Raw genomic sequence first — 23,563 nt, 5'->3', positions numbered from 1 at the left:
CAAAAATCACCTTATAAATGGATGTAATTGCAGCACACATGCAAAATATTTAATACACTAGTAATAAGGCTGTTTTTGAACTCTTTACTATTAATAAGAATACATGTGCTAATTGTTATTAACGACAAAGTATGGTAATCGTTTAGTTTTCAGCTTATTAATTTTAAAACTGTTTTTAATAAAACTTATTAATTATAATTGTTTAATTCATAGTTTATTATAAATTTGCAGCTACAAAAAAACACTAGTTAAACTCTAAGTTAAATTAAAAACATTAAATTATGAGAAAAGTATCAGTATTATTATTGACAATGGTATTATTGTCTGCATGTGTATCAAAAAAGAAATATGTTGCACTTGAACAAGACAGAGACCAAATTAAAGGTGAATTGCACAAAACTGCAATTGAAAAAGATGAATTACAATCTAAATTTGCTGCAATTGAAGCAAAAGTTGATGCTTATAATTCAAAAATAAATGCCCTTAAAGAAGAAAGTGATGCTAAGTTAACTACTTCTGATGGAAGTGTTATCTCTACAGAAGCAAAAAAACAAATGAGAGCTACCATCTCAAAAATGGATTCAGAAGCTGTTAAAGGTGCGAAAACATTAAAAGATTCTATGAACCTTGCGGTTTCTTATAATTTAAAGAAAACAATGGCAGGTAGCGAATTAGGTGAAGATACTAACGGAGAAGTTGATATTAACATTAACGAAACTGTAGTAATGATTACTATTGCTGACAATTTATTGTTTAGAACTGCTAGCTATAGAATGAATAGTAAAGCGGATGGTATTTTACAAAAAATTGCTGATTTATTAGCTTCTGAGCCTAGCTTAGATTTAATGGTTGAAGGTCATACAGATTCTAGAACTATTAATACAGGTGCTATTAAAGACAACTGGGACTTAAGTGTATTACGTGCAACTTCTTTAGTTAGAAGAATGCAAGATAAATTTAAAGTTGATCCTGCAAGATTAATTGCTTCAGGTAGAAGTAGCTACCAACCTTTAGTTGAAAATGATTCTAAAGAGAACAGAGCAAAAAACAGAAGAACTCGTATCGTTATTATGCCGAATATTGATAAATTCTTCGCATTAATGGCTGACAAAGAATAAGCTCATTATAAATAATTTATTTAAAATGCCTGATGAAAATTCATCAGGCATTTTTTTGTGCTTCACATTTGATAAAATTACGCTTAGTACATATCAATTCGCTTAAACAGTTCTATTTGCATATTTATATGAAAGGTGCATCAAATGTTAAATAACTTTAAAACAACCTTTAAAATGAATCTCAACTCATGTATTATCTGATGCCTAAATGTCTCTTTTAATTAAATAAAACGCAGTACCTCTAACATCATTAAAATTTCGGATGGTCATAGACCTAAATAAAAAGCATAAAAAAGCCCAATGAGAAACTCATTGGGCTTTTTTATAAAATTATACTATTCGCCTATTGCTGTTTTACTCTAACTGCATTTAGACCTTTTTGTCCTTTTTCAAGTTCAAAAGTTACTTTATCATTTTCTTGAATATCATCTATTAAACCACTTACGTGACAGAAGTATTTTTCATTATTCTCCATATCTACAATAAACCCAAAACCTTTCTTATCGTCATAGAAATTAACCTTTCCTTTTCTGATTGGATCTTCTTCTTCATAATCCTCTTTCTTAGGTACACCAACAACAATATCCGCAGCAGCGACTTTTAACTTTCTTGCCGGGTCTGGCGGTGTATCTGTAAGCTGCCCAAATTCATCAACATATACAAATGTATCGTCTTTTTCACCAGATTTACGGGCCTCTTTACGCTTTTTTTTATCTTCGCGTTTTTTTAATCTCTTTTTTTCTCGTTCTTTTTTTCCAAAGGTTTCTTGTGCTCTTGCCATTCTTTATCTACAAACTGTTTTAATGCTTTTTCAAGCTGTTACACTGCAAAGATAGTGAATTTATTGCAATTTTTTTCGATTTCACTTATTGCTTTGCTAATTTTCGTAATGCGACCCATTGTTTTAGCATTTCTCTAGATTCTGTAGCAGGGTAACCGAGCATTATTTTTCCTGCTGCTACATCACCCATAACACCAGATCCAGCACCAATAGTAGCACCTGAATGAATGGTAGTATGATCTTTAATAGAAGCACTACCTCCTATAATAACACCATCCCCCAAGGTTACTGAACCAGCTAAACCACTATGGCCAGCCATTATACATGATCTTCCCATAACACAGTTATGAGCTATTTGAACTAAATTATCAATTTTACATCCATCTCCAATGATGGTTGAGCTAAATTTACCTCTATCTACACAACTATTCGCTCCGATTTCAACACCATTACCAATAATTACATTACCTATTTGCGGAATTTTCACCAATCCTCTACCATCATCACTTGGTCTGTAACCGAAACCATCAGCTCCAATACTCACATTGGTATGAAAGATACAGTAAGCACCAATTTCTGTACGTTCTCTAATAACAGTACCTGACCAAACAATAGTATGTGCACCTATAGTTGTTTCATCCATTATGGTAACATTTGGGTATAAAATAACGCCATCTGCCAATACTACATCTTTACCAATATAACACCCTGCTCCAATTTGACAATCTTTACCCAATTTAGCAGTTTCATGTACTACTGCAGTAGGATGGATATCAATATCAAAAACTGGAGGTGGCGGATTAAAAACTTCTAAAAGTTTTGCCATGGCCAAATCTGCATTTTTTACTTTTATCAAGGCACGATTCTCTCCGGGTTCAACGGTGAACTTTTCATTGACAATGGCTGCAGAAGCCTTAGATGCATCCCAATATTTAATATATTTGGTACTACCTATGAAAGTTATGTGGTTATTTTCAGCTTTATCTAGTTGTTCTGGACCTGTTATTTGAGAAGTTGTATGCCCTACAAGCTCTCCGTCCAATATATTATTAATTTCTTCTATTGAATATGATTGCATAGTACTATTTTACTTTTTTAGTTTGATTGATAAATATAATGCTAAATAATATAACAGTACTGTTATTACTGAGGATTTTTAGCTTTTATAGATGCTATGATAAGTGTTATCAAAAAAATAATATTAAGATAACTGATATAACTGTAAGACCCCAAAGTAGTGTAACTATAACTAAACAAGCTTGGAGCAATAGCACTTGCAATCACTAAAAAACTCATTATTTTACCCGTTATTGCACCTAAATGTAATCTACCATAATATCTAGGCCAAGACACTGCATTTATAACTGAAAACATACCGCCCATACCGCCTAATCCTATAACTAATAAATATATTCTAATTGAATTACCAAGTAGCAATAATCCTACAGTAGCTAATAAGCCACTAAACAACATTAGGTAAAGTAATATTTTCTGACGAACATAATCGCTTAATATATTAAAAAGAGTCCCTACAGAAATGGCTATAATTGATATGGGTAAAAAAATGGAAATGGCCTCACTTTTAGAATAATCGTGATTTGCGAATATGGATACGATATGAAAAGTAAATCCTGTTATAAAAAAACTATTAAATGCTAATGTAAGTCCGAACACCCAAAAAGCTCGTGTTTCTTTTGCTTCTTTTAACGTAAATTGATGTTCTACTTTTTTTATTTTCACCTTATCCTCTATTATTTTAGAACCATCAGGTATCATGTTAAAATCTTCAGGATTATTTCTATAGAATTGTAAAATGAAGAAGCTAAAAATCAATAAACAAATAGCTATAAGTTGCCAACTGAGTTGCCAACCATGATCATCAATAAGTCTATTGAGTAGTATCGGAGAGCTAGAAAACCCGAGTGAAACCGCAACGCTACTTAAAGCATTAACTTTACCTCGATTCTTATCAAACCATATCATAATCATATTTCTAGAAGCCATGGTCAAAACACCTTGTCCGCTAAACCTAATCATAAAAAACAACAAAGAAATTACTGAAAATGGAATAATCCAAGAGGTATTGTTGAATAACGTTTTAAAGAATTCACTTATTGAAACCGAAACGGAAGCTAATAATAAAGATATAGCTAAGAATATGGCCGCAAAGAATGCAACATACCGAGCCCCATATTTATCAAAAAGCACTCCTGCCCTTGCCACAAAAAAGGAACTCATAAAAGTACCTATCATATAGGCATTGCTAAACTGATTTCTGGTAAGCCCTAATGCATCTTTAACAGGATCAGTAAATACTGAGACTCCTACTGTTTGACCTGGTATGCTAGCCCAAACACCAATTGTACCAATAAACAAAACGATATACCCATAAAAAAATGGAACTTTATTGGGGTTTACAAAGGAGAATTTATTAGTCGTTGACATCAATGATTTTAAAGTTGCCAAAGGTACTGATATAAGTAATTTTGAAGGTCTTAATTAACTCTAATTTTAAAAAATTATAAGATTAGAGTTAAACTAATTCTTATTCTTTTTCATGTTCTTTTATATCTTTACGAAGGTCTAATTTTCTTAATTTAGGAAAGAAAGCCCCTGTCATACCAACGGTAAGTAAGGTCATTGCTCCTCCAAATACAACGGCAGTTACAGTACCCATAAGTTTAGCCGTAAGTCCACTTTCAAAAGCTCCTAACTCATTAGAAGAGCCAACAAACATTGAATTTACTGATGCTACTCTACCACGCATATGATCGGGCGTTTTTAATTGTAATATGGTTTGTCTAATAATCATAGAAATACCATCGGTTACACCACTTAAAAAGAGGGCTACAACTGAAATCCAAAACCAAGAAGATAAACCAAAAACAATAATACAAATACCAAATCCAAATATAGCGGCTAATAATTTCATACCTGCATTTTTATTAAGCGGAAAATATGCAGATGTGAACATTATTAATAAGGCTCCGACAGCTGGAGACGCTCTTAGAATGCCAAATCCTTCGGAACCAACATGTAAAATATCTTGTGCAAAAATGGGCAATAAAGCTACTGCTCCACCAAATAAAACAGCGATCATGTCTAAGGTTATAGCACCTAAAATTACTTTAGTTGAATAAACAAACTTGATCCCTTCTTTTAAGCTTTTAAACACATTTTCACCAATTTTGGGATTTAATATCGGTTTTTTAGAAATAAAAGACAAACTGATTAGTGCTATTATTGAAAAAGCAAAAACCAGACATAAAGACCAATGTACACCAATCCAATTGATAGAAAATCCGGCCAAAGCAGGGCCTAGAACCACTCCCATTTGCCAAACAGAACTACTCCATGTTGCGGCATTAGGATATATTTTTTTTGGAACAATTAACGCAAATAAAGAAAAAATTGTTGGACCTAAAAAGGCACGAATAAATCCACCTAAAAAGACTAAAAAATAAATAGAATAAAGGATTTTATTGGAAGACCAACCTGAAATTACTTCTGGCCATGTTAGTAAAAACAACCCAAAACTAATCACTGAAAAAGCCAATAGACATTTAATTAGCAGTCCTTTCTTCTCTTTTTGATCTACAATATGTCCTGCAAACAGAGCTAAGGAAACTGCAGGAATCACTTCCATTAAACCAATAATCCCCAAGGAAAGTGGATCTTTAGTTAAACTATACACTTGCCATTCGATAACTACAAATTGCATGGACCAAGCAAATACCATCGCAAAACGCATTACTAAAAATATATTAAACTCTTTAAAACGTAATGCTGCGTAAGGATCGTTTTTTTGCACTTTTATTATAATTTTAGTTCTATTGCGAAAATTTTAATACAAATCGGTAATGCAATTGTAAAATTATCGTTGAAGAGATCAAAGATAAAAAAACGTAAAACATGCATAGCTATACAGCCAAACTATTTTACGTTTTTAAATTAAATAAATCAATTTGCTAAAAAATAACAAATCAATACTGCACGTCTATAATTTCATACTTCAAAAAACGAAGACTTTATTTTAATACGATAGGTAATTTAATGTGAGATGGGTATTGTCTTGAATGATGGATCTTATTATGAGCTACTACACCTTCTGTTTCGTCATAATTTTTACCACCCGTATTCAAGTTTCTCGCAAAACGAGGAAAATTACTACTCGAAATTTCTATGCGAATACGATGTCCTTTTTCAAAATAATTACTCGTGGTCATCGGACTTAAATTTACTTCGTAAACTTTACCATTTTCCATAAACACTTCTTTATCATAACCTTCTCTATATCTAACACGCTGAATTGTTTCATCTAAGTTATAGGCCTTTCCATCAGGATACACATCCATAATTTTGATGGTAAAATCAGTATCCTTTGCATCAGAAGAAACGTAAAGTGTCGATTCTATAAATCCACTCACTTCGATACCTTTTTTTAAAGGGTCAGAGGTATATACTAAGATATCGTCTCTTTTTTCCATTTCACTTTGATCAAATGCTCCTCCTTTTACAGCATTACCTGTGCAACAAACATTACCACCATAAGAATTAACAGGGCTCATTGGATCATATGTAAATCCGTCAGGCTGATCTTTACTACTTGGTTTTTTAGTTGCTAAGACTCCATCTCCATTTAAAGTATTTGCCTTACCAGCACTATTCAGGTAATAGGTAAAAAGTTTAGCACCTTGTGGTGGAAAAGTCTCAGAAGACTGCCATTTATTAATACCCATGGTGTAATACTGAACTCGAGGCGTTTTTTCTTTAAAATCATTTTTTTCTCCTTTCAACCATAAATCGAACCACGCATATATTTGTTCTTCATAATTTAGTCTGGCATCACCAACAGAACGCTCTCCAACCACGGTATTTTCTTTAGCTCTCGTATACCCGCAATGCATCGTGGGAGCAATAACTAAATATTGATTATCTCTAACTTCAGCATCTTTTCCGTGCTCTCTTACATGATTAAATAGAGCAATATTTGGTCCAACAGAAACATCATACCATGAGGCAAACCAAAAACTTGGAACTCCGAAATTATCATCCGCTTGATAAATACCGCCTTTAGCCCAATCAGGATGATTAGGGGTTCTACGTATCATTTTATCAAAAATTTCCTTTTTACCGTTTATGTTTTTTAAAATATCTTGTAGCGGTAAATGTTTTAAAGCTTCCGCCATATCTACTTTCGGATTTTCAGGTGCTAAATCATAAAATCTAGAAATTCTAATTAAATCTTCCTGTGTAGCTCCAGCAGGTATCCTAGGTTTAAATTTATCGTGCTCAACACCATATAACCAAGAAAAAAAGAGCATTTGCTCTACACCGCCTCTATACCAATTACCTTGCTCATTAAATGGACCGACTTTTCCAACACCTGCTCCATAACCTTGTGGAATCATTGCGGCATGTGAAGGATGATCTAAAGCGGCAACTGCCATTTGCCATTCTGCAGTTGAAGAACAACCGATAGTTCCTATTTTACCATTAGACCATTCTTGATCTTTCATCCAGCTAAAGGCATCGTAACCATCTGTTAAGGGTACACCTAAAATATCCCATTCACCTTCAGAATAGTATCTTCCTCGTTCATTTTGAACTACATAAGCGTAACCTCGTTTAATTGCAGATAATGCATTATTAGCAGTTCTTGTTCGTTGTTCTCCATCACCCCATGAGTTAAAATTGTAGGGTGTTCGTGAAAATATAATCGGATATTTACCATCACCTTTAGGTTTGTAAATATCTGTTGCAAGTCTTATTCCATCTCGCATTGGCATCATCACTTTTTGATCAACGACTGCTATTTCTTTTAGTTCTTTTAAGGTGCTATTTTCTTCTTGTGCCTGTAAGAGAAAGTTACCGACAGTAAAGAAAAGTACTAGAAATAAAGTGTTTAGAATTTGTTTTTTCATGATTTTGTTTATAGAGCGTTAAAACCAAAAGTAAGAAAAAAAAATCAGCCATCATATAATAAATTAGGAACGATAAACTTAGGCCTTTATGCATTAGGGTAAAGTTATGTCGTAAAGAACCTATTAAAGCCGTTAATTTATTTTTAGTCTGGCTTATAAAAATGCGTTATATAAAGGTTCACAATTAGGAGAAGTGAGATTAATTATATAATTTTATAATAGAATTAAACATACTAAATAAAATGAATTTTTTATCTGAAAATGTAATACCCGGAAATCACGGTAAAGTATTTGGGACCGATGCCATTAGACAAGTAGATTTGAATAAAATGAGAAAAGCTACACTTGAAATTGAAGGCGTTAAGGATTTCTTATTTGATTTGGAAAAATTTCCAGCGGAATTTATCATTCATACATCAAAAGTTGTTGAAATTGAAGCCATTCAAAAAGTAATAAAAAAAATAGGGTTTCATGCTATTCCAAAAGGCTTGTTTGAACTGTAAATAATTAACTATTTTTATCTTTTTTAAAAAATAAAACTTTATCCACAAATCCTTTATTTTATGATTCCTTTAAAACAATTTAAAAATTTATTTTTATTATCAATTATTACACTAAGTGTAACTTTTGTTTTTGCCCAAGATAAGCTTAAAAGCATGCCGGGCTATGAGAGATACTCTGAAATAGCTCCTCAAATTAGAGGTGCTGTAAAAAGTGGAGCAATAAGCGTAGAGTGGCATAAGAATGGAACTAATTTCGAGTATAATAAAGATGGGAAACGTTTCTTATATGACATTACAATAGATGAAACCAATGAAATTGGAAACGCAGTAGTTCCAGATTGGAGAGCTAGATATGCTAATAGACCACAACGTGGTAGACAATACGCCTCTACTGATTCTCCTGATGGAAAATTAAAAGCATATACTAAAGATAGAAATATGTATATCAGTGATATTGATGGAAATAATGTAGTAGCGATAACCACTGAAGGAAATGACGAAAATCAAATAAAATATGGAATAGCGACTTGGGTATATGGTGAAGAATTAAGTCAAAATACAGCGATGTGGTGGTCTCCTGATAATAAAAAAATAGCATTCTATCGTTTTGATGAAAAAGAAGCGAAAAAATACTACGTCTTATATGATCAAACTAAAATTCAAGATTCTGTTGAAATAGAAGCGTATCCGAAAGTTGGAGCTAAAAATTTACCAGTAGATTTGATGATGTACGATTTAACCACTAAAAAAATGATTACGCTTGACACTCGCGATGGAAAACCCTTTAATGATGGTGATTTAGGCACCTATTTGTATGACATTTCGTGGTCTCCTGATGGTAAAGAATTATTATACCATAGTACCAATAGGAAACAAAACATAATGGAATTAAAAGCAGCTGATCCAGCTACTGGTAAAAGTCGTGTTGTTGTTCGTGAAGAATGGTTACCTAGTTTTACGGAGAACTCACCCGAATTTCATATTTTAAAAGACGGAAAACGATTTATTTGGGCTTCAGTGCGTAATGGTTTTAACAATTACTATCTGTATGATTTTAACGGAAAACTTTTAAAAACGTTAACCAATCATAATTTTGAAGTTTCAAGTATTGTTGATGTCGATGAAAAGAAAGGTATCTTATATTATATGGCTAGAAGCGGTGATAACTTCATGAAAATGCAATTGCATAAAGTGAAGTTAAATGGTAAAGGTGATGTTCGTTTAACAGATCCTGCATATAATCATAGTGTTAGTATATCTCCAAATGGTAAATTTATTGTTGATGTGGCTCAAGCACATGACATTGCTCCTTTTACTAATTTATTAAATGCAAAAGGTAAAATAATTAAAAAGTTATATCAAAGTGATATGACTGATTTTGAAAAATTAGGATTGAAAAAAATAGAAGTCTTTACTTTTACTTCTGCTGATGGAACAACGCAATTACACGGTATGCTGCATTTTCCTTCAAATTTTGATCCAAATAAGAAATACCCACTTTTATTAAGTAACTATGGTGGTCCGGCGACCAATGCATTTTCAGAAACTTTTAGAACACCTGATGCTTTAACTGAATATGGCTTTTTAGTAGCTAATATTGATGGAAGAAATGTACGTGGACGTGGTAAAAAATTATTAGATCAATTGTATGGTAATTTAACCATTGTAGAACAAGATGATTTTGCAGAGGGTATTAAGTCGTTATATGATAGACCTTATTTTGATAAAGAAAATGTTGGTGTTTTTGGTACTTCTTACGGTGGTACTACAGCAGCAGCAAGTTTATTACGTTTTCCTGAGGTATATCATGCAGCAGTTGCAAACTCGGCAGTAACCGATTGGAGAAATTATGATAATATTTACACCGAGCGTTTTATGAATACGCTTGAAGATAATAAAGCAGGTTATGATGCGGCTAGTTTAATGACGTATGCTCCTAATCTTAAAGGCGAATTAATGATATTTTTTGGTACCAGTGATAATAATGTACATCCAGCAAATTCTTTGCAATTAATTCAGGCATTACAAAAAGCTGGTAAAAGTTTTGAAGTACAAATTGGTCCAGATAAAGGACATACGCGTTTAAATGTAGATAGAATGATGGAATTTTTTATTGAACATTTGGTATTAGATTAGTAGATATATTCAAAAAATATAAGACGTTACTAAAATTCCCCTTCTAGTTCAAGAAGGGGAATTTATTTTATAGATAGGTTACTATATTGTTTTATATGCCTCTAACAATATTAAAAACTCACATTGTATAGTAGGTTCGAAATTTATCTTGATTTTACAAATGATTATTGCTTATTTAAAAAAATCAACTAATTTTTGAATGGCTTTGCCTCTATGGCTTATTGCACTTTTCTCTTTCATTGACATTTCAGCAAAAGAAGTATCAAACCCTTTGGGTTTAAAAATGGGATCATAACCAAAACCATCTTTTCCTAGTTGAGTTTTTAGTATTTCACCTTTACAAATACCATCAAAAACATGTTGTTCACCATTTAAATTCAACACAACAACCGTTTTAAATTGAGCTGATCTATCCTTTTTGCTTTTTAAATTTGATAATAATTTCGCCATATTGGCTACAGCATCATTGGCTGGTCCGGCATACCTAGCAGAATACACACCAGGCTCGCCATGTAAGGCAGTAACCTCCAACCCTGTATCATCAGCAAAGCAATCGTAACCATACGTTTTGGTAATATAGTCTGCTTTAATTTTTGCATTACCTAATAAGGTTTTGGCTGTCTCTAAGATTTCTTCATTACAATTAATATCTGATAGACTTAATAATTCAATGCTCTCTGGCATTAATTGTTGAACTTCTTTTAATTTATTAAGATTATGTGTTGCAAATACTATTTTCATCCGTGCTCTTTTATTTATATTAACTGTCAATTGCCGCTATTTATTTAACTTTTAGGTGGCTAGCCCAAAATATTAGGTTTGGTTTCTTGCTGTTCACAAAATTAAGAAAAGCTTTTAATGGAAGGGTTGCATAACTCAACAATTATTAGCAATTTTATAAGCTATAATTTAAATCAAAATCCACATAAATGGAAATATTAGGTATAGATGTTGGTGGTACTGGCATAAAAGGAGCAATAGTGAATATAGAAACAGGTGAACTGGTGTCTAAAAAACATCGTATTCCTACACCTGAAGGGGCTAAACCAGCTGATGTTGCTGATGTTATCGCAAAAATAGTAACTCATTTTAAATGGAAAGGCGAAGTTGGCTGTGGTTTTCCGGCAATTATTAATCACGGACAAGTTTTAACTGCAACTAATATTCACGATAGTTGGAAAGAAGTGCATGCCGACGAATTATTTTCAAAACGTACAGGTTTAGAATTTCATATCGTTAATGATGCTGATGCTGCGGGATTAGCTGCCATGACTTTTGGGGCAGGAAAAGATAAAAAAGGCACGGTAATAATGATAACTATCGGTACGGGTCTTGGTTCTGGAATGTTTTACGATGGTGTACTTATTCCTAATATTGAATTAGGCACTGCTCCTTTTAGAAAAAACATAAATTTTGAACAATACGCCGCAGATTCTGTACGTAAACGAGAAAATTTATCTTATAAAAAATGGGGGAAACGATTTAATGAATTTTTAAACTTTGTTAAATTTTTAGCCTCTCCAGATTTAATTATTTTGGGTGGTGGAGCCAGTAAAAAAATAGAGAAATTTCAAGAAGAATTAACAGTAGATGTACCCGTAGTGCCATCTCAATTTGAAAACGAAGCTGGTATTGTAGGGGCCGCAATTGCTGCTTCAAGAAAATTGTAATTAAATTTTATGAAAGGAAGAAAGTATATTTATACGTTTTTAGTATTTAGTGTTTTTATTTTAATTGCTTGTGAAAATAAAGTTGAAAAAACGCAAGAGAATCCCTTAGAAAATCAAATTACTCTGGTTAAAAATGAGTTTGCACCAGACAAAAGAGTTGCTTTATTTAATGTAAGTTCCATTAAAAACGACGATGGAATTATTCTTAAAGGGACTTCAAACTTACCTGAAGCTGTTAAAACACTAAAGGAAAATTTAACGAAAGAAGAAATTTCTTTTGTTGATAGTATTCAAATGTATCCTGATGCTATTTTAGAAGGAAAGATAAAAGCAGTTGTAAAATTATCTGTTGCCAATTTAAGAAGTAATCCTAAACATTCTGCAGAATTAGCTACGCAGGCTACTTTAGGTACGCCTTTAAATGTATATACAAAAAAAGACAATTGGTACTTAATTCAAACGCCAGATAAATATTTAGCTTGGGTAGATAGCGGTGGTATTCAGTTAATGAAAGAATCAGATTTTGCTACATGGAAATTGGCAAATAAAATAATATTTTTAGGTACTTACGGAGAATCTTTTGAAAGTGAGAGTAAGTTTAGTCCTGTTGTTTCTGATGTGGTAGCTGGTGATATTTTTGAAGTACTTGATGAAGTTGGCTTGTTTTTCAAAGTGAAATATCCAGATGGTAGAATAGCTTACGTTGAAAAAAACAAAGCTATGAATTACGATAGTTGGTTGGCAAGTCTAAACCCGACGCAAGAATCTATGGTAGAAACTGCAAAAACATTAATGGGTCTTCCATATTTATGGGGTGGCACATCTTCAAAAGGTGTTGACTGTAGTGGTTTTACTAAAACGATATTCTTTTTAAACGGAATGGTAATACCTCGTGATGCTTCTCAGCAAATACATACAGGTAAATTAATTGATGATGATAAAAGTTTTGATAATATGGAACCCGGTGATTTACTATTCTTTGGTAAATCAGCAACAGAGACCTCTAAAGAAAGAGTAATTCATGTAGGTATGTGGATTGGAAATAATGAGTTTATTCATTCTGCCGGAAGAGTTCACATTAGTAGTGTTGATAAAAATGCAGCCAATTATGATGCCTATAATTATAATAGATATTTACGCTCTAAACGGATGCTTAATGAGGAAGATGCTAACATTATCAACCTAAAAAAACCAGGTGTTTTTAAAGATTAATTGTGATTTTATTAAAAATAAAAAAAATTATTAAAATTCAATAAAATTCATTATCTTTGCGACTAATATTAATTTATAATTTTTAAACATGAGTAAAGGAACAGTAAAATTCTTCAATGAATCTAAAGGATTCGGTTTTATAACAGAAGAAGGCTCTAACAAAGAACATTTTGTACACATTTCTGGATTAATCGACGAAGTACGCGAAGGTGATGAGGTTGAATTCGATTTACAGGAAGGTAGAAAAGGACTGAACGCAGTAAATGTAAAAGTATTATAATATATATCTTTTAAAATTTTTACTTACAAAGGCCTATCAAAATTTGATAGGCTTTTTTTTTGTCTTATTTTTAAATATTTTGCACAATAATTATAGCTTACAACCTATTTAGTTATGAAAAGTGAAAAAGAAAAAATGTTGTTGGGAGAACTCTATAATCCTGGTGATAAAGAGTTAATTTCCGAAAGACATGAAGCACGTTTGTTATTTAGAAAAATTAACACGATTTCAAATAATGACACCAAATTAACGAATAACTTATTTCGTGATCTTTTAGGAAAAACGGGTAAAGGTTTATTTATTGAACCTCCTTTTTATTGTGATTATGGTTACAATATAAAACTTGGAAATCAAGTTTTTATGAATTACAACTGTTGTATTTTAGATGTAGCAGAAGTTACTATTGGCAATAGAGTAATGTTTGGTCCAAATGTTCAAATATATACAGCTACTCACCCACTCGATGCCAAAACTCGAGCTTCATGGTTAGAATTTGATAAACCTATCACTATTGGTGATGATGTATGGATTGGTGGAGGTGCAATTGTGTGCCCAGGAGTTACAATTGGTAATGGAGCCGTAATTGCAGCTGGTGCTGTTGTTACTAAAGATGTAAAAGCGAATGTTGTTGTGGGGGGAAATCCTGCTAAAATTATAAAAAAAATAGAGAATTAATTACCACTATAATTTACAAAATTTCTCGGTGTTTCGTACAACGTAACCGAAAGCTCATGATTCTTATTGATATGTGCACGTAATTTATTCCAAATAACAACCACTATATTTTCTGCAGTTGGGTTTAGTCCATCAATATCATTAAACTCAACAACTTCTTTATTTAAATTTTTATGATCAAAAGTGTCTTCAATTTCTGTTTTAATTAAATCTTTTAACACTTTCATATCCATTACAAAACCAGTATCAGGATCAATTTCACCCGTAACAGCAACTGTTAAATCATAATTATGTCCATGGTAATTGGGATTACTACATAACCCAAAAACTTCTAAATTCTTTTCATCAGACCAATCTGGTTTGAATAACCGATGTGCGGCATTAAAATGGGCCTTTCTATTTACAGTTACCTTCATACTTTTGCTTTATTAATATGTGTATAAAACCTATCAAAAATAATTTTAAACCATTCCGTATATAGTTCAGGCTGTTTTTGCATATCTGATTTCACTTCCTCCAATGTCATCCATTTAAAAGCTTCCACTTCTTCTGAATTAATGTTGGGATTGTCATTAAAACTACCAACCAAAACATGATCAAGTTCGTGTTCTGTCAAGCCATTATCAAATGGTGCTTTATAAATAAAAGACAACACATCCTTTAATTCAGTTACGAAGCCCATTTCTTCAAATAAACGACGTTTACCCGCCTTAATATTTGTTTCACCTACGCGTTGATGGCTACAACAAGTGTTTGTCCACAACAATGGTGAATGGTATTTACTGGCAGCACGTTGTTGCAATAATAACTCATCATTATCATTAAATATAAATACTGAAAACGCTCTGTGTAACAAAGCTTTTTCATGAGCCTCCATCTTGGCCATAGTGCCAATTTGCTCATCCTTTTCATTAACTAAAATTACTTGTTCTTCTACCATAATATATGCCGCAATTTACTAAATAAAAATAGTTGAATCAATACTTTTTATTTTAATAGAAGTAGTTTCTCCATTTAGGTCAGTCCAAGCTACATAAATAGTACCATAAACCAATTCTAATTGAGGAAAACCACTAGCTCTTGCAGCCGATAGGCTTGCTATCGTTATGGGTTTAGATTTTGTTCCGTCTTTATGAACTTTTAGTATTTTAATCTCAGCTTCATCCTTTGTCGATTCCATCCAACTTACCAATGCATTATCTTTATCTAATAAGGCTACATCTACTCTACCAATAGGGTTACCATTATCAATCTGAATGGGGATATCAAAATCACGACCGTTATTACTAGAAAAAATTAAATTTACTTTAGGTACAGAATTGGCGGCGGTAAACCAAGAAACTACTAATGTAGAATCAATTGCAGCGGCTTTAGGTCCATTAACAGGACAACCTTTTATAGCCCAATTATCATTATGGATGGTTTTAGGAATTGTCCAACTACCATCTACAAATCTGGAAATTGAAATATCTCTTACTTCGTCATCTGACCGATCTCTATACACTACAATGGGTCCATTATTTGTAATTGCCGCACTTGTTTGGCAACATTCACATGTTTTAGCATCTAATAAAAAACCATCAATAACATCTCCTGTAGACATTACCGTAGCTGCTCTTATATTCATGGCTCCATTACTCTCATGCTCCTTGCCATGTTCTCCACCACTTGTATTTCTGCCATCTAGCCAAGTGGTAAAGAAATTATCTTTATAGGGTAAAAGGGTTACAAAACCATGTTCCGTGGCAGTATTGTCATTATGTAGTAAAAAATCATTGCCAAACGTATCACCATTAGTGCTTGAAACCATTAAATGAACATCGTACGCATAGGTCGCTGGTGCTGATTTTTTTAAATAGTGAATAAGTATGTTATCATTGTTTTTCGCTATGGCAGGAAAATCAGCCCAATTAACAAATAAGTTATATTCTTCAGTTATTTTTATTGGACTTGTCCATTTTCCATCAATAAATTCCGCATAATTTACAGAAGCTAATGAATCGTTTATTTGATGGGTATATGAAAGTAATAATTCATCACCATTAGCAATTAGAAATGGATGTTTACTGTTTTCAGGTAAAACAATAGAGACGTCTTTTATTACAATGTCCGTTTTATCCTTTTTACAAGAAATAAATATACTTACAATAGTTAGATAAACAATAATAATTCTTTTCATTCTATGCTTTTTAATTGTTTCATCATTTCGACAGAATTCCATTCTTGTGCTCCATCAAATCGTTTTACCAGTGCTCCTTTTGTATTATAAATAAAAGTTGCTGGTAATGCATGAATGTTTAATTTATCTAATGAAGACTGATAGCGTAAATACTGAAAAGGAAATTGATGCTTTTCTTTAAACTTATCAATTTTACTTAATTCATCTGTAGTGGCAAATAAGAAAATATAATTTTCTGATGCCAACAATTCTTGAGTCTCAGCCATGGATGGCATTTCTTCAATGCAAGGAACACACCAAGTAGCCCAAAAATTCATCAAAATCCTTTTCCCTTTAAAATCAGATAGTAATACGGAATTACCTTCAAGATCTTTAAAGTCGGCTGCAGATTCAGTTTTAGTAACACAACCTATAATTATTATAAAAAAGATACCGAAAATAGTGTGTTTTAACGACATTCATAAATATATAAGAATCAAATTTACAAAGATTTACTTGAATACATTTATATTTGTAAGAGATTAACAATGGACATGAAAGGAAGAATCTTACATTTACTTATTCTTATTTGTATTGCTTTTAGCATTATAAATTGTAAAAAAGAAACGCCAACCAAAAATAGCAAGCCGAAGGCTGTTGAAAAAATAGAACAAGTGCAACCTAAAGAAGTTGAAATTGTAGCCCCTAAACCATGGGACTCTATTACCCATGATAATGCCATAGATTTCTTAATTGCCTATGGCAAAGAGCATAAAGAAAATAAATTACGTGTTAAAACCCGTTTGGGAGATATGATTGTTCAATTGTACGATGATACTCCATTGCACCGGGCTAGTTTTTTGTTTTTAGTAAATGCAGGATATTTTAATACGACCTGTTTTCATAGGGTGGTGCCTGGTTTTATAGTGCAAGGTGGTAATTCAGAAAACAATTCAACCTTAAAAATAAAAAATAAATACGAAAACTACACGATTCCGCCTGAGTTCAGAAAAAACCATCAGCATAAATTTGGAGCCTTAGCTGCCGCTAGAGAATGGGAAAATAACATTAGTAAAAAATCGAATCCGTTTGAGTTTTATTTTATCCAGGCTAAAAATGGTGCCCATCATATTGATGGAGAACATACCGTTTTTGGTGAAGTTATTAGTGGGTTTAATGTATTGAATAAAATTGCGAAACAAAAAACAGGTAGAGATGAATGGCCCTTGGAAGATGTTTTTACGGAGATTGAGGTTATTGAATAATAAAAACTTTCATTAAAGCATATCTCAAAGAATTCCAACAGCTTACACTCATATTATAAGATTTATTATAAATTTAGTTCCATTCTTTTTGCTATATTTATTAAATATAAATTACTCATGAATGAAAAAGTTGATGTCTATTTAAATAATCTTGACCAATGGAAAGAGGAACTGACGAAACTTCGTGAAATAATTCTCGATTGCGGATTAACAGAAGATTTTAAATGGATGCATCCGTGTTATACAATTAATGGGAAAAATGTTTTATTAATCCATGGATTTAAAGAATATTGTGCACTTCTTTTTAATAAAGGAGCTTTATTAAAAGACCCTGTAAATATATTGATTCAGCAAACAGAGAATACCCAATCTGCAAGACAAATTCGATTTACAAATATAACAGAAATTGAAAAACAGGAAGCTGTTCTCAAAGCCTATATTCTTGAAGCGATTGTAATTGAAAAGTCAGGACTTAAAATAAATAGAAAAAAGACTTCAGATTTTGATGTACCAGAAGAATTAAACAAAAAATTTGAAGAAGATTCGAATTTTAAAAAGGCCTTTAACCAACTATCACACGGTAGGCAAAGAGGTTATCTTTTACATTTTTCACAACCCAAACAATCAAAAACACGTATTTCTAGAATAGAAAAAACTATAAATAGAGTTTTAGAAGGAAAGGGATTGAATGATTGTACTTGTGGACTTTCTAAACGAATGCCCAATTGTGACGGTTCTCATAGACAACGTTAGAAAAACATTCTAACATCCTATTCATACTTTTTTACAAATAATATTGCCAAATAATGCAATAGATTAATAAAGTGTCGTCTTTACTATCAAAGAACCTTCAAAATGGTTTTTTAAATGAATTTGGAATCAGAAAATAACAAAAAACTTAAAGATTTTTTCGGAAGAGAATACCTATCTCTTAAGAGGTATGTGAACACCAAAATAAGTGACACTGCCAATAGAGATGCCGAAGATATTATTCAAGATGTAGCTCTAAAGTTATTTTCTGGGGCAGATAGATATGCTCCTATTAACAATGTAGCAGGTTTTGTTTATAGATCAATAAGAAATAAGATAATAGATGTATTACGTACTTCTAAACCTTCAAATTCGGTTACTATAGATAACAATTTACTAGAATTAGCGGAAGAATTAAATCCATCTGCTGCAGACTATTCTTCAGACAAAATGATAATGTTATTAAAAGAATGTATTCAACAATTAAAACCTGCATATAAAGATATTATTGTTGCTGTAGATTATGAAGGTTATACATATAAAGAGATTTCAAATGAAACGGGCATTCCAGAAGGTACATTAATGTCTAGAAGACATAGAGCCATTGGAATTTTATATAAAAAAATAGAAATAAAAATTAACAATTATTAAATATAGAAATCATGAAAAATTTTTTCACTCATAAATTTAGAAAAAAATCACCCTTAGAGATTGTTGGAATAATCATTTTTGGTGCTATTGCCATTACAGGGCTGGCTATATTATTTGGTTTTGTAATCATGTGGTTATGGAATTGGTTAATGCCACTGATTTTTGGTCTGCCTCTACTCAACTATTGGCAAGCTATAGGGTTATTTATTTTACTTAAAATTCTTATTGGTGGATGTGGAACCGGAGGCAGCAGTAAATCATCTAAGCATTCAAAAAATGAATGTAAAAAAGATTCTAAAACCGATTTTTCTAAATGGAAACATTACGATAAATTTTGGAAAGAAGAAGGTGATAAATTCTATCAAGAATTTATTGATAGACAAATGACACAAACAGAAGAAAACCCATCAGAAACTGAATAATTTTAATTTTTTATGGAACTACTCATATTTAAAACGGATATAAAATCAAGGAAAAAGGTTAAATCTATAAAACCATTATTTAAAAATCATTCAGATATTTTACAATGGTCTATTGATTTGGAAGATATTGATAACGTGCTTAGAATTGAAGCTACTGATAATCTATCAGAAAATGAAATTATCGATTTGGTTCAGTTAAATGGTTTTTATATAGAAACATTACCAGATTAAAACAGCTAAACAGGAGTTAAATTGTAATTGTTTATAAAATCAAAAAAGTACTTTTGAATACATTGAAAGTGCATTTTCAAAATAACAAAAGTACTTAAATTAACAATAATTACTAACCACTATATTGTTGAAAGAGCCAGTTCTGTAACTTTTAAAATATTAGACGGAACTTTGGTTCCATTTACAACTTTGTCTGGAGAAACAGGTCCCTCATTATCTGATACAACCGATGTAACATGCGTTGTTGAGTTATCTATCTTATATTCTTTTCGAAACCCTACAAGTTGTATAGAAATATTTTTATCTCTAGAACCATCATTTGCAAATTCTTTTATCAATTGCAATACATCATAGTCTATATAGATTGTATTAGAAGCATCAATTACTACTTCACTATTTTCTGGTAAGTGTGCAAAAGTTTGTTTGATTGCCGCTTTATTTAAAAATGATACTTCTTGTGCTAATTCCATATTAATAGTTTCACCTGCGGTATGCTTATCTTTCTTAAAGAAGTAAGCTAATTTTACATTACCACGTAAAATAAAGTAAATACTAACCGCTAAACCAATTCCAACACCTACTAATAAATCGGTCATCACTATGGCAACTACTGTGATTACAAACGGTATAAATTGAAATTTTCTACTATTTTTCCACATGTGTACAAATATTCTAGGACTCGCCAACTTATACCCTACTACTAATAGAACAGCAGCTAATGATGCCAACGGAATTTTATTTAGAAAGAATGGAATTGTAATCACTGCTATCATTAAAAAGACACCATGTGAAATGGTAGCAATTTTAGTTCTACCACCAGACGCTACATTGGCAGAGGTTCTCACAATTACAGAAGTAATAGGTATTCCTCCAATCAGAGAACTTATCATATTTCCAATGCCTTGTGCTTTTAATTCTCTATTTGTTCTTGTATATCTTTTTAACGGATCCATTTTATCAGCTGCTTCAATACATAATAAAGTTTCAATACTTGCTACAGTAGCAATGGTAATGGCCACCACCCAAATTTCAGAATTCCCTATTTGTGAAAAATCAGGAAGACTAAATTGACTCCAAAATTGATTCATAGATTCCGGTATTGGCAGACTTACCAAATGGTCTTGTCCAATTGCCAATGAAGAACCTGTTAATTTAAAAACTTCGTTGATTGCGATACCTGCTAAAACCGCTATCAAAGCCCCAGGTAAAGATTTCATTTTCATTAAAAAGGGTACTTTCATAAAAGCTATTAAAATGGCTAAAGAGGCTAATACGACAATTAAAGCTCCTGGATGTATATAATTAACCATATTGCTTAGGGTTTGAAAGATTTGATGCTCACCTGTTGCATTGATATAAAAATAGTCACCTTCATGCATTTCATCGAAACCAACAGCATGTGGTAATTGAGATAATATGATAATAATACCGATAGCGGCTAACATACCTTCAATTACGTTAGATGGTAAATAATTAGACAATACCCCTGCTTTTAAAAAGCCAAAAATGATTTGCATTGCACCTGCTAAAAAACCTGCAAGTAAAAAGGCTTCAAAAGAACCTAAACTTGCAATAGCTGCAAGTACTATAGCCGTTAACCCAGCTGCTGGACCAGAAACACTCAGTTGCGAATCACTAAGCATACCCACTACAATACCAGCTACTACACCTGATATAATACCCGCAAATAATGGGGCTCCACTTGCCAATGCAATCCCCAAACACAAGGGTAAGGCCACTAAAAAAACTACTAATCCTGATTTTATATCTGATTTTAAATATTTTGTCGAAAAATTTTTCATATTTATTTTTTTTATTGAATCTATTTTATAAATGCTACTAGTTAAAAATGTTTATTAATGAAAATTTTTGTTGTGGTAGTTCTGTTGAAACTTTATAAGGAACTTCAACAATGTTAGTTACATTCTTTCTAAGGTATTTTGTAGGATCAAACCATCTTTTACCATGGTAACAAAGAGATTTTTCTTTTGGTACAATAGCATCATTTGCATTTAACTTGATTAAGAAATTGTTAAATGCGTATGAATTTACACCCGTAAATAATTGAATACTTATACTATTGATATTCTTTTTATGTTGATGTACAAGACTTTTCTTAGCTGAAATAAAGTCATCGTTAAGTTGTTTGTTAATTTGCTCACGTCCATTAAAGTGCATTAACGTGATGCGGTTATCTGGTAATTTGTAACCTGCGAGCAAAATAATATCTATGTAACTATCTGGATAATTTAAAATAACATACTCTACAAGCTGTAATGACCCTGTTGTAAAATCAGTTGGAATTAATATTTTTTTCATGTTTTTAACTTTTGGACAAAACTAATTGCCTAAAGTTAGAACCGTATAAGAACCAAATTAGAATGAGATTAGAATTTAAAACCCCTTAATATGTATAGGTAGATTTACTTTGAAGTGTAATTTTAACCATTGTACCCCTATTTATTTGTGAAACTACCCTGATTTCACCTGAATGCATTTTTATAATACGGTATGCTAAAGGAAGTCCAAAACCAAAACCATCTATTTCTCTTACATTAGAGGCTCTGAAAAAAGGTTCAAAAATATTTTTTAATTCATCATCTGGAATACCAACACCTTCATCATTTATAAGTACAATAATGTTGCCTGTCTCTGATATTAATTTTAAGGTTACTTTTTTATAATCAGAAAACTTACACGCATTTTCTAAAATATTACTTAGAGCTACTCTTAATAAAGAGTCACTTCCTAAAACGGTTATAGCATCTTCATTTTCTGGTAACCCTTCAAAATCTATTTTTATTTTGTTATCAGGAATTGAAACGTCAAGATTCTTTTTTATATCTAATACCAATTCATCAATTCGTATGGCATCAATAACAAAACCCTTAGAATCAAAATCAGTTTTCGCCAATTTAAGTAATCCGTTAACCAAGAAATCGAGTCGCGATGCTTCTCTATCTATTTTATTCAAAATATTAAGGTAATAATCTGCACTTCTTGGCTTATAAAGTGCTATTTCTATTTGTCCTAATATCGCTGTAAGCGGATTACGAAGTTCATGAGAAGCATTATTGATAAAATTACTTTGTAAATCGAAAGATATTTGCAACCTATCCAACATCTTATTAAAAGTAGTTGAAAGCTCTGCCAATTCGTCTTTTCCATCAGCCGTATTTAAACGTAATGATAAATTTTCGGCTCGTATGGTGTTTACTTCCTTTATAATTTTTGAAATAGGGCTTAATGCTTGTTTTGCGTAATAGGTACCAAATATGGAAATAAAAGCAATACTGATTAGAAATGCAAAAATTAGCGTGTCTCTTAAATTATCAAGTTTACCAAATCCATAAAGGTCAGTTGCTGATAATACAACAATAAAATCTCCTTGATTATCGTGATATAACAACCCTGTATAGTAATACTCATTTTGTTTTAGTTCTGCATACCCATTTCTAAATATTTTATCATAAAAACTGTCTGGTAGACTATTATCTAAGGCTTTAAGTGGCTTTTTAAGCTTAGCATCTACAGGATATATAACCTCTTTTTCGTTGGGTAATGTTTGTAAATGTTTAACCCGAATATCTTCATAAATATCACTGTTTAATTCATCCTCTTCCAAATAACCTTCTGCAGCAATGGTTGCTCGTTGACTTAAACGTAGGTAAAATTCACGTTCTGTATAATCTTTAGATACTAAATAAATAATGATAAAAACGGCCGTTAAAAACAAACTTGTCAATACTATAAAAACGGATGTTATTTTTGTTCTTATCTGCATTTA

General features: G+C 31.8%; 25 protein-coding genes. 12 read left to right on the top strand and 13 right to left on the bottom strand.

The annotated features are described in order from the left end of the window. Positions 1 to 281 precede the first annotated feature (281 nt). On the top strand, positions 282 to 1,118 hold the full coding sequence (locus FF125_RS10720) for an OmpA/MotB family protein (RefSeq protein ID WP_138949764.1): 837 nt from the start codon (positions 282 to 284) through the stop codon (positions 1,116 to 1,118). A 343-nt stretch (positions 1,119 to 1,461) separates the two neighbouring features. Here the strand turns inward: FF125_RS10720 and FF125_RS10715 are convergent, their stop codons facing one another. From FF125_RS10715 to FF125_RS10695, 5 genes are all read right to left on the bottom strand, one after another. Beyond that, positions 1,462 to 1,899 carry a cold-shock protein gene (locus FF125_RS10715; RefSeq protein ID WP_117880768.1) on the bottom strand — a complete coding sequence of 146 codons (438 nt, stop codon included), beginning with the start codon at positions 1,897 to 1,899 and terminating at the stop codon, positions 1,462 to 1,464. Positions 1,900 to 1,984: 85 nt separating this feature from the next. Then, positions 1,985 to 2,977: a UDP-3-O-(3-hydroxymyristoyl)glucosamine N-acyltransferase gene (gene lpxD / locus FF125_RS10710; RefSeq protein ID WP_138949763.1), complete on the bottom strand. Its 993-nt coding sequence runs from the start codon at positions 2,975 to 2,977 to the stop codon at positions 1,985 to 1,987. A gap of 65 nt (positions 2,978 to 3,042) precedes the next feature. Next, positions 3,043 to 4,344 carry an MFS transporter gene (locus tag FF125_RS10705; RefSeq protein ID WP_138952504.1) on the bottom strand — a complete coding sequence of 434 codons (1,302 nt, stop codon included), beginning with the start codon at positions 4,342 to 4,344 and terminating at the stop codon, positions 3,043 to 3,045. Between the two features lie 100 nt (positions 4,345 to 4,444). Continuing rightward, positions 4,445 to 5,710, bottom strand: a complete 1,266-nt coding sequence (locus FF125_RS10700) for an MFS transporter (protein ID WP_138949762.1) — start codon at positions 5,708 to 5,710, stop codon at positions 4,445 to 4,447. A gap of 217 nt (positions 5,711 to 5,927) precedes the next feature. Next, on the bottom strand, positions 5,928 to 7,823 hold the full coding sequence (locus FF125_RS10695) for a CocE/NonD family hydrolase (protein ID WP_138949761.1): 1,896 nt from the start codon (positions 7,821 to 7,823) through the stop codon (positions 5,928 to 5,930). A gap of 242 nt (positions 7,824 to 8,065) precedes the next feature. Between FF125_RS10695 and FF125_RS10690 the strand changes: the two genes are divergently transcribed. Continuing rightward, positions 8,066 to 8,326, top strand: coding sequence for a heavy-metal-associated domain-containing protein (locus FF125_RS10690; RefSeq protein ID WP_138949760.1), 261 nt, complete (start codon positions 8,066 to 8,068; stop codon positions 8,324 to 8,326). A gap of 60 nt (positions 8,327 to 8,386) precedes the next feature. Next, entirely contained in the window at positions 8,387 to 10,462 is a 2,076-nt protein-coding gene (locus FF125_RS10685; RefSeq protein WP_138949759.1) for a S9 family peptidase, read from the top strand. Between the two features lie 171 nt (positions 10,463 to 10,633). Here the strand turns inward: FF125_RS10685 and FF125_RS10680 are convergent, their stop codons facing one another. After that, a complete protein-coding gene (locus tag FF125_RS10680) occupies positions 10,634 to 11,203 on the bottom strand; it encodes a non-canonical purine NTP diphosphatase (RefSeq protein ID WP_138949758.1) in 570 nt (189 codons plus the stop codon). A gap of 188 nt (positions 11,204 to 11,391) precedes the next feature. Between FF125_RS10680 and ppgK the strand changes: the two genes are divergently transcribed. From ppgK to FF125_RS10660, 4 genes are all read left to right on the top strand, one after another. Continuing rightward, positions 11,392 to 12,132 carry a polyphosphate--glucose phosphotransferase gene (gene ppgK, locus FF125_RS10675; RefSeq protein WP_138949757.1) on the top strand — a complete coding sequence of 247 codons (741 nt, stop codon included), beginning with the start codon at positions 11,392 to 11,394 and terminating at the stop codon, positions 12,130 to 12,132. A 9-nt stretch (positions 12,133 to 12,141) separates the two neighbouring features. Continuing rightward, the gene (locus FF125_RS10670; protein WP_138949756.1) at positions 12,142 to 13,344 is read left to right on the top strand and encodes an NlpC/P60 family protein; all 1,203 of its coding nucleotides are present in this window, start codon (positions 12,142 to 12,144) and stop codon (positions 13,342 to 13,344) included. 88 nt (positions 13,345 to 13,432) lie between these two features. Continuing rightward, positions 13,433 to 13,624, top strand: a complete 192-nt coding sequence (locus FF125_RS10665; RefSeq protein ID WP_117880748.1) for a cold-shock protein — start codon at positions 13,433 to 13,435, stop codon at positions 13,622 to 13,624. A 114-nt stretch (positions 13,625 to 13,738) separates the two neighbouring features. Further along, the gene (locus FF125_RS10660) at positions 13,739 to 14,299 is read left to right on the top strand and encodes a sugar O-acetyltransferase (RefSeq protein ID WP_138949755.1); all 561 of its coding nucleotides are present in this window, start codon (positions 13,739 to 13,741) and stop codon (positions 14,297 to 14,299) included. Here the strand turns inward: FF125_RS10660 and FF125_RS10655 are convergent. The 4 genes from FF125_RS10655 to FF125_RS10640 are packed head-to-tail and all read right to left on the bottom strand — an operon-like array spanning position 14,296 to position 16,936. After that, positions 14,296 to 14,715, bottom strand: coding sequence for a 6-pyruvoyl trahydropterin synthase family protein (locus FF125_RS10655; RefSeq protein ID WP_138949754.1), 420 nt, complete (start codon positions 14,713 to 14,715; stop codon positions 14,296 to 14,298). The two genes, FF125_RS10660 and FF125_RS10655, sit on opposite strands and share 4 nt — an antisense overlap. Further along, positions 14,712 to 15,239, bottom strand: a complete 528-nt coding sequence (gene idi / locus FF125_RS10650; protein WP_138949753.1) for an isopentenyl-diphosphate Delta-isomerase — start codon at positions 15,237 to 15,239, stop codon at positions 14,712 to 14,714. Before idi ends, FF125_RS10655 begins: the two co-directional genes overlap by 4 nt. A gap of 18 nt (positions 15,240 to 15,257) precedes the next feature. Continuing rightward, a complete protein-coding gene (locus tag FF125_RS10645; RefSeq protein WP_138949752.1) occupies positions 15,258 to 16,478 on the bottom strand; it encodes a hypothetical protein in 1,221 nt (406 codons plus the stop codon). Next, positions 16,475 to 16,936: a TlpA family protein disulfide reductase gene (locus FF125_RS10640; RefSeq protein ID WP_138949751.1), complete on the bottom strand. Its 462-nt coding sequence runs from the start codon at positions 16,934 to 16,936 to the stop codon at positions 16,475 to 16,477. Before FF125_RS10640 ends, FF125_RS10645 begins: the two co-directional genes overlap by 4 nt. Positions 16,937 to 17,011: 75 nt before the next feature. Between FF125_RS10640 and FF125_RS10635 the strand changes: the two genes are divergently transcribed. From FF125_RS10635 to FF125_RS10615, 5 genes are all read left to right on the top strand, one after another. Continuing rightward, the gene (locus tag FF125_RS10635; protein ID WP_138949750.1) at positions 17,012 to 17,722 is read left to right on the top strand and encodes a peptidylprolyl isomerase; all 711 of its coding nucleotides are present in this window, start codon (positions 17,012 to 17,014) and stop codon (positions 17,720 to 17,722) included. A 117-nt stretch (positions 17,723 to 17,839) separates the two neighbouring features. Further along, a complete protein-coding gene (locus FF125_RS10630) occupies positions 17,840 to 18,475 on the top strand; it encodes a DUF1801 domain-containing protein (RefSeq protein ID WP_138949749.1) in 636 nt (211 codons plus the stop codon). Between the two features lie 114 nt (positions 18,476 to 18,589). Then, on the top strand, positions 18,590 to 19,123 hold the full coding sequence (locus tag FF125_RS10625) for an RNA polymerase sigma factor (protein WP_138949748.1): 534 nt from the start codon (positions 18,590 to 18,592) through the stop codon (positions 19,121 to 19,123). An 11-nt stretch (positions 19,124 to 19,134) separates the two neighbouring features. Then, the gene (locus tag FF125_RS10620) at positions 19,135 to 19,545 is read left to right on the top strand and encodes a hypothetical protein (protein WP_138949747.1); all 411 of its coding nucleotides are present in this window, start codon (positions 19,135 to 19,137) and stop codon (positions 19,543 to 19,545) included. A gap of 12 nt (positions 19,546 to 19,557) precedes the next feature. Continuing rightward, the gene (locus tag FF125_RS10615) at positions 19,558 to 19,776 is read left to right on the top strand and encodes a hypothetical protein (RefSeq protein ID WP_138949746.1); all 219 of its coding nucleotides are present in this window, start codon (positions 19,558 to 19,560) and stop codon (positions 19,774 to 19,776) included. Positions 19,777 to 19,895: 119 nt separating this feature from the next. Here FF125_RS10615 and FF125_RS10610 read toward each other — a convergent pair whose 3' ends face one another. From FF125_RS10610 to FF125_RS10600, 3 genes are all read right to left on the bottom strand, one after another. After that, positions 19,896 to 21,578: a SulP family inorganic anion transporter gene (locus FF125_RS10610; protein WP_138949745.1), complete on the bottom strand. Its 1,683-nt coding sequence runs from the start codon at positions 21,576 to 21,578 to the stop codon at positions 19,896 to 19,898. A gap of 37 nt (positions 21,579 to 21,615) precedes the next feature. Next, complete coding sequence (locus tag FF125_RS10605) at positions 21,616 to 22,095, bottom strand: hypothetical protein (RefSeq protein WP_138949744.1); 480 nt, start codon at positions 22,093 to 22,095, stop codon at positions 21,616 to 21,618. An 85-nt stretch (positions 22,096 to 22,180) separates the two neighbouring features. Further along, complete coding sequence (locus tag FF125_RS10600; RefSeq protein ID WP_117880722.1) at positions 22,181 to 23,560, bottom strand: HAMP domain-containing sensor histidine kinase; 1,380 nt, start codon at positions 23,558 to 23,560, stop codon at positions 22,181 to 22,183. Between the last annotated feature and the right edge of the window lie 3 nt (positions 23,561 to 23,563).

The organism is Aureibaculum algae (assembly GCF_006065315.1).
GTDB lineage: Bacteria > Bacteroidota > Bacteroidia > Flavobacteriales > Flavobacteriaceae > Aureibaculum > Aureibaculum algae.
The sequence above is the reverse complement of the archived record's forward strand: the minus strand, read 5'-3'. Positions and strand labels throughout refer to the sequence as shown.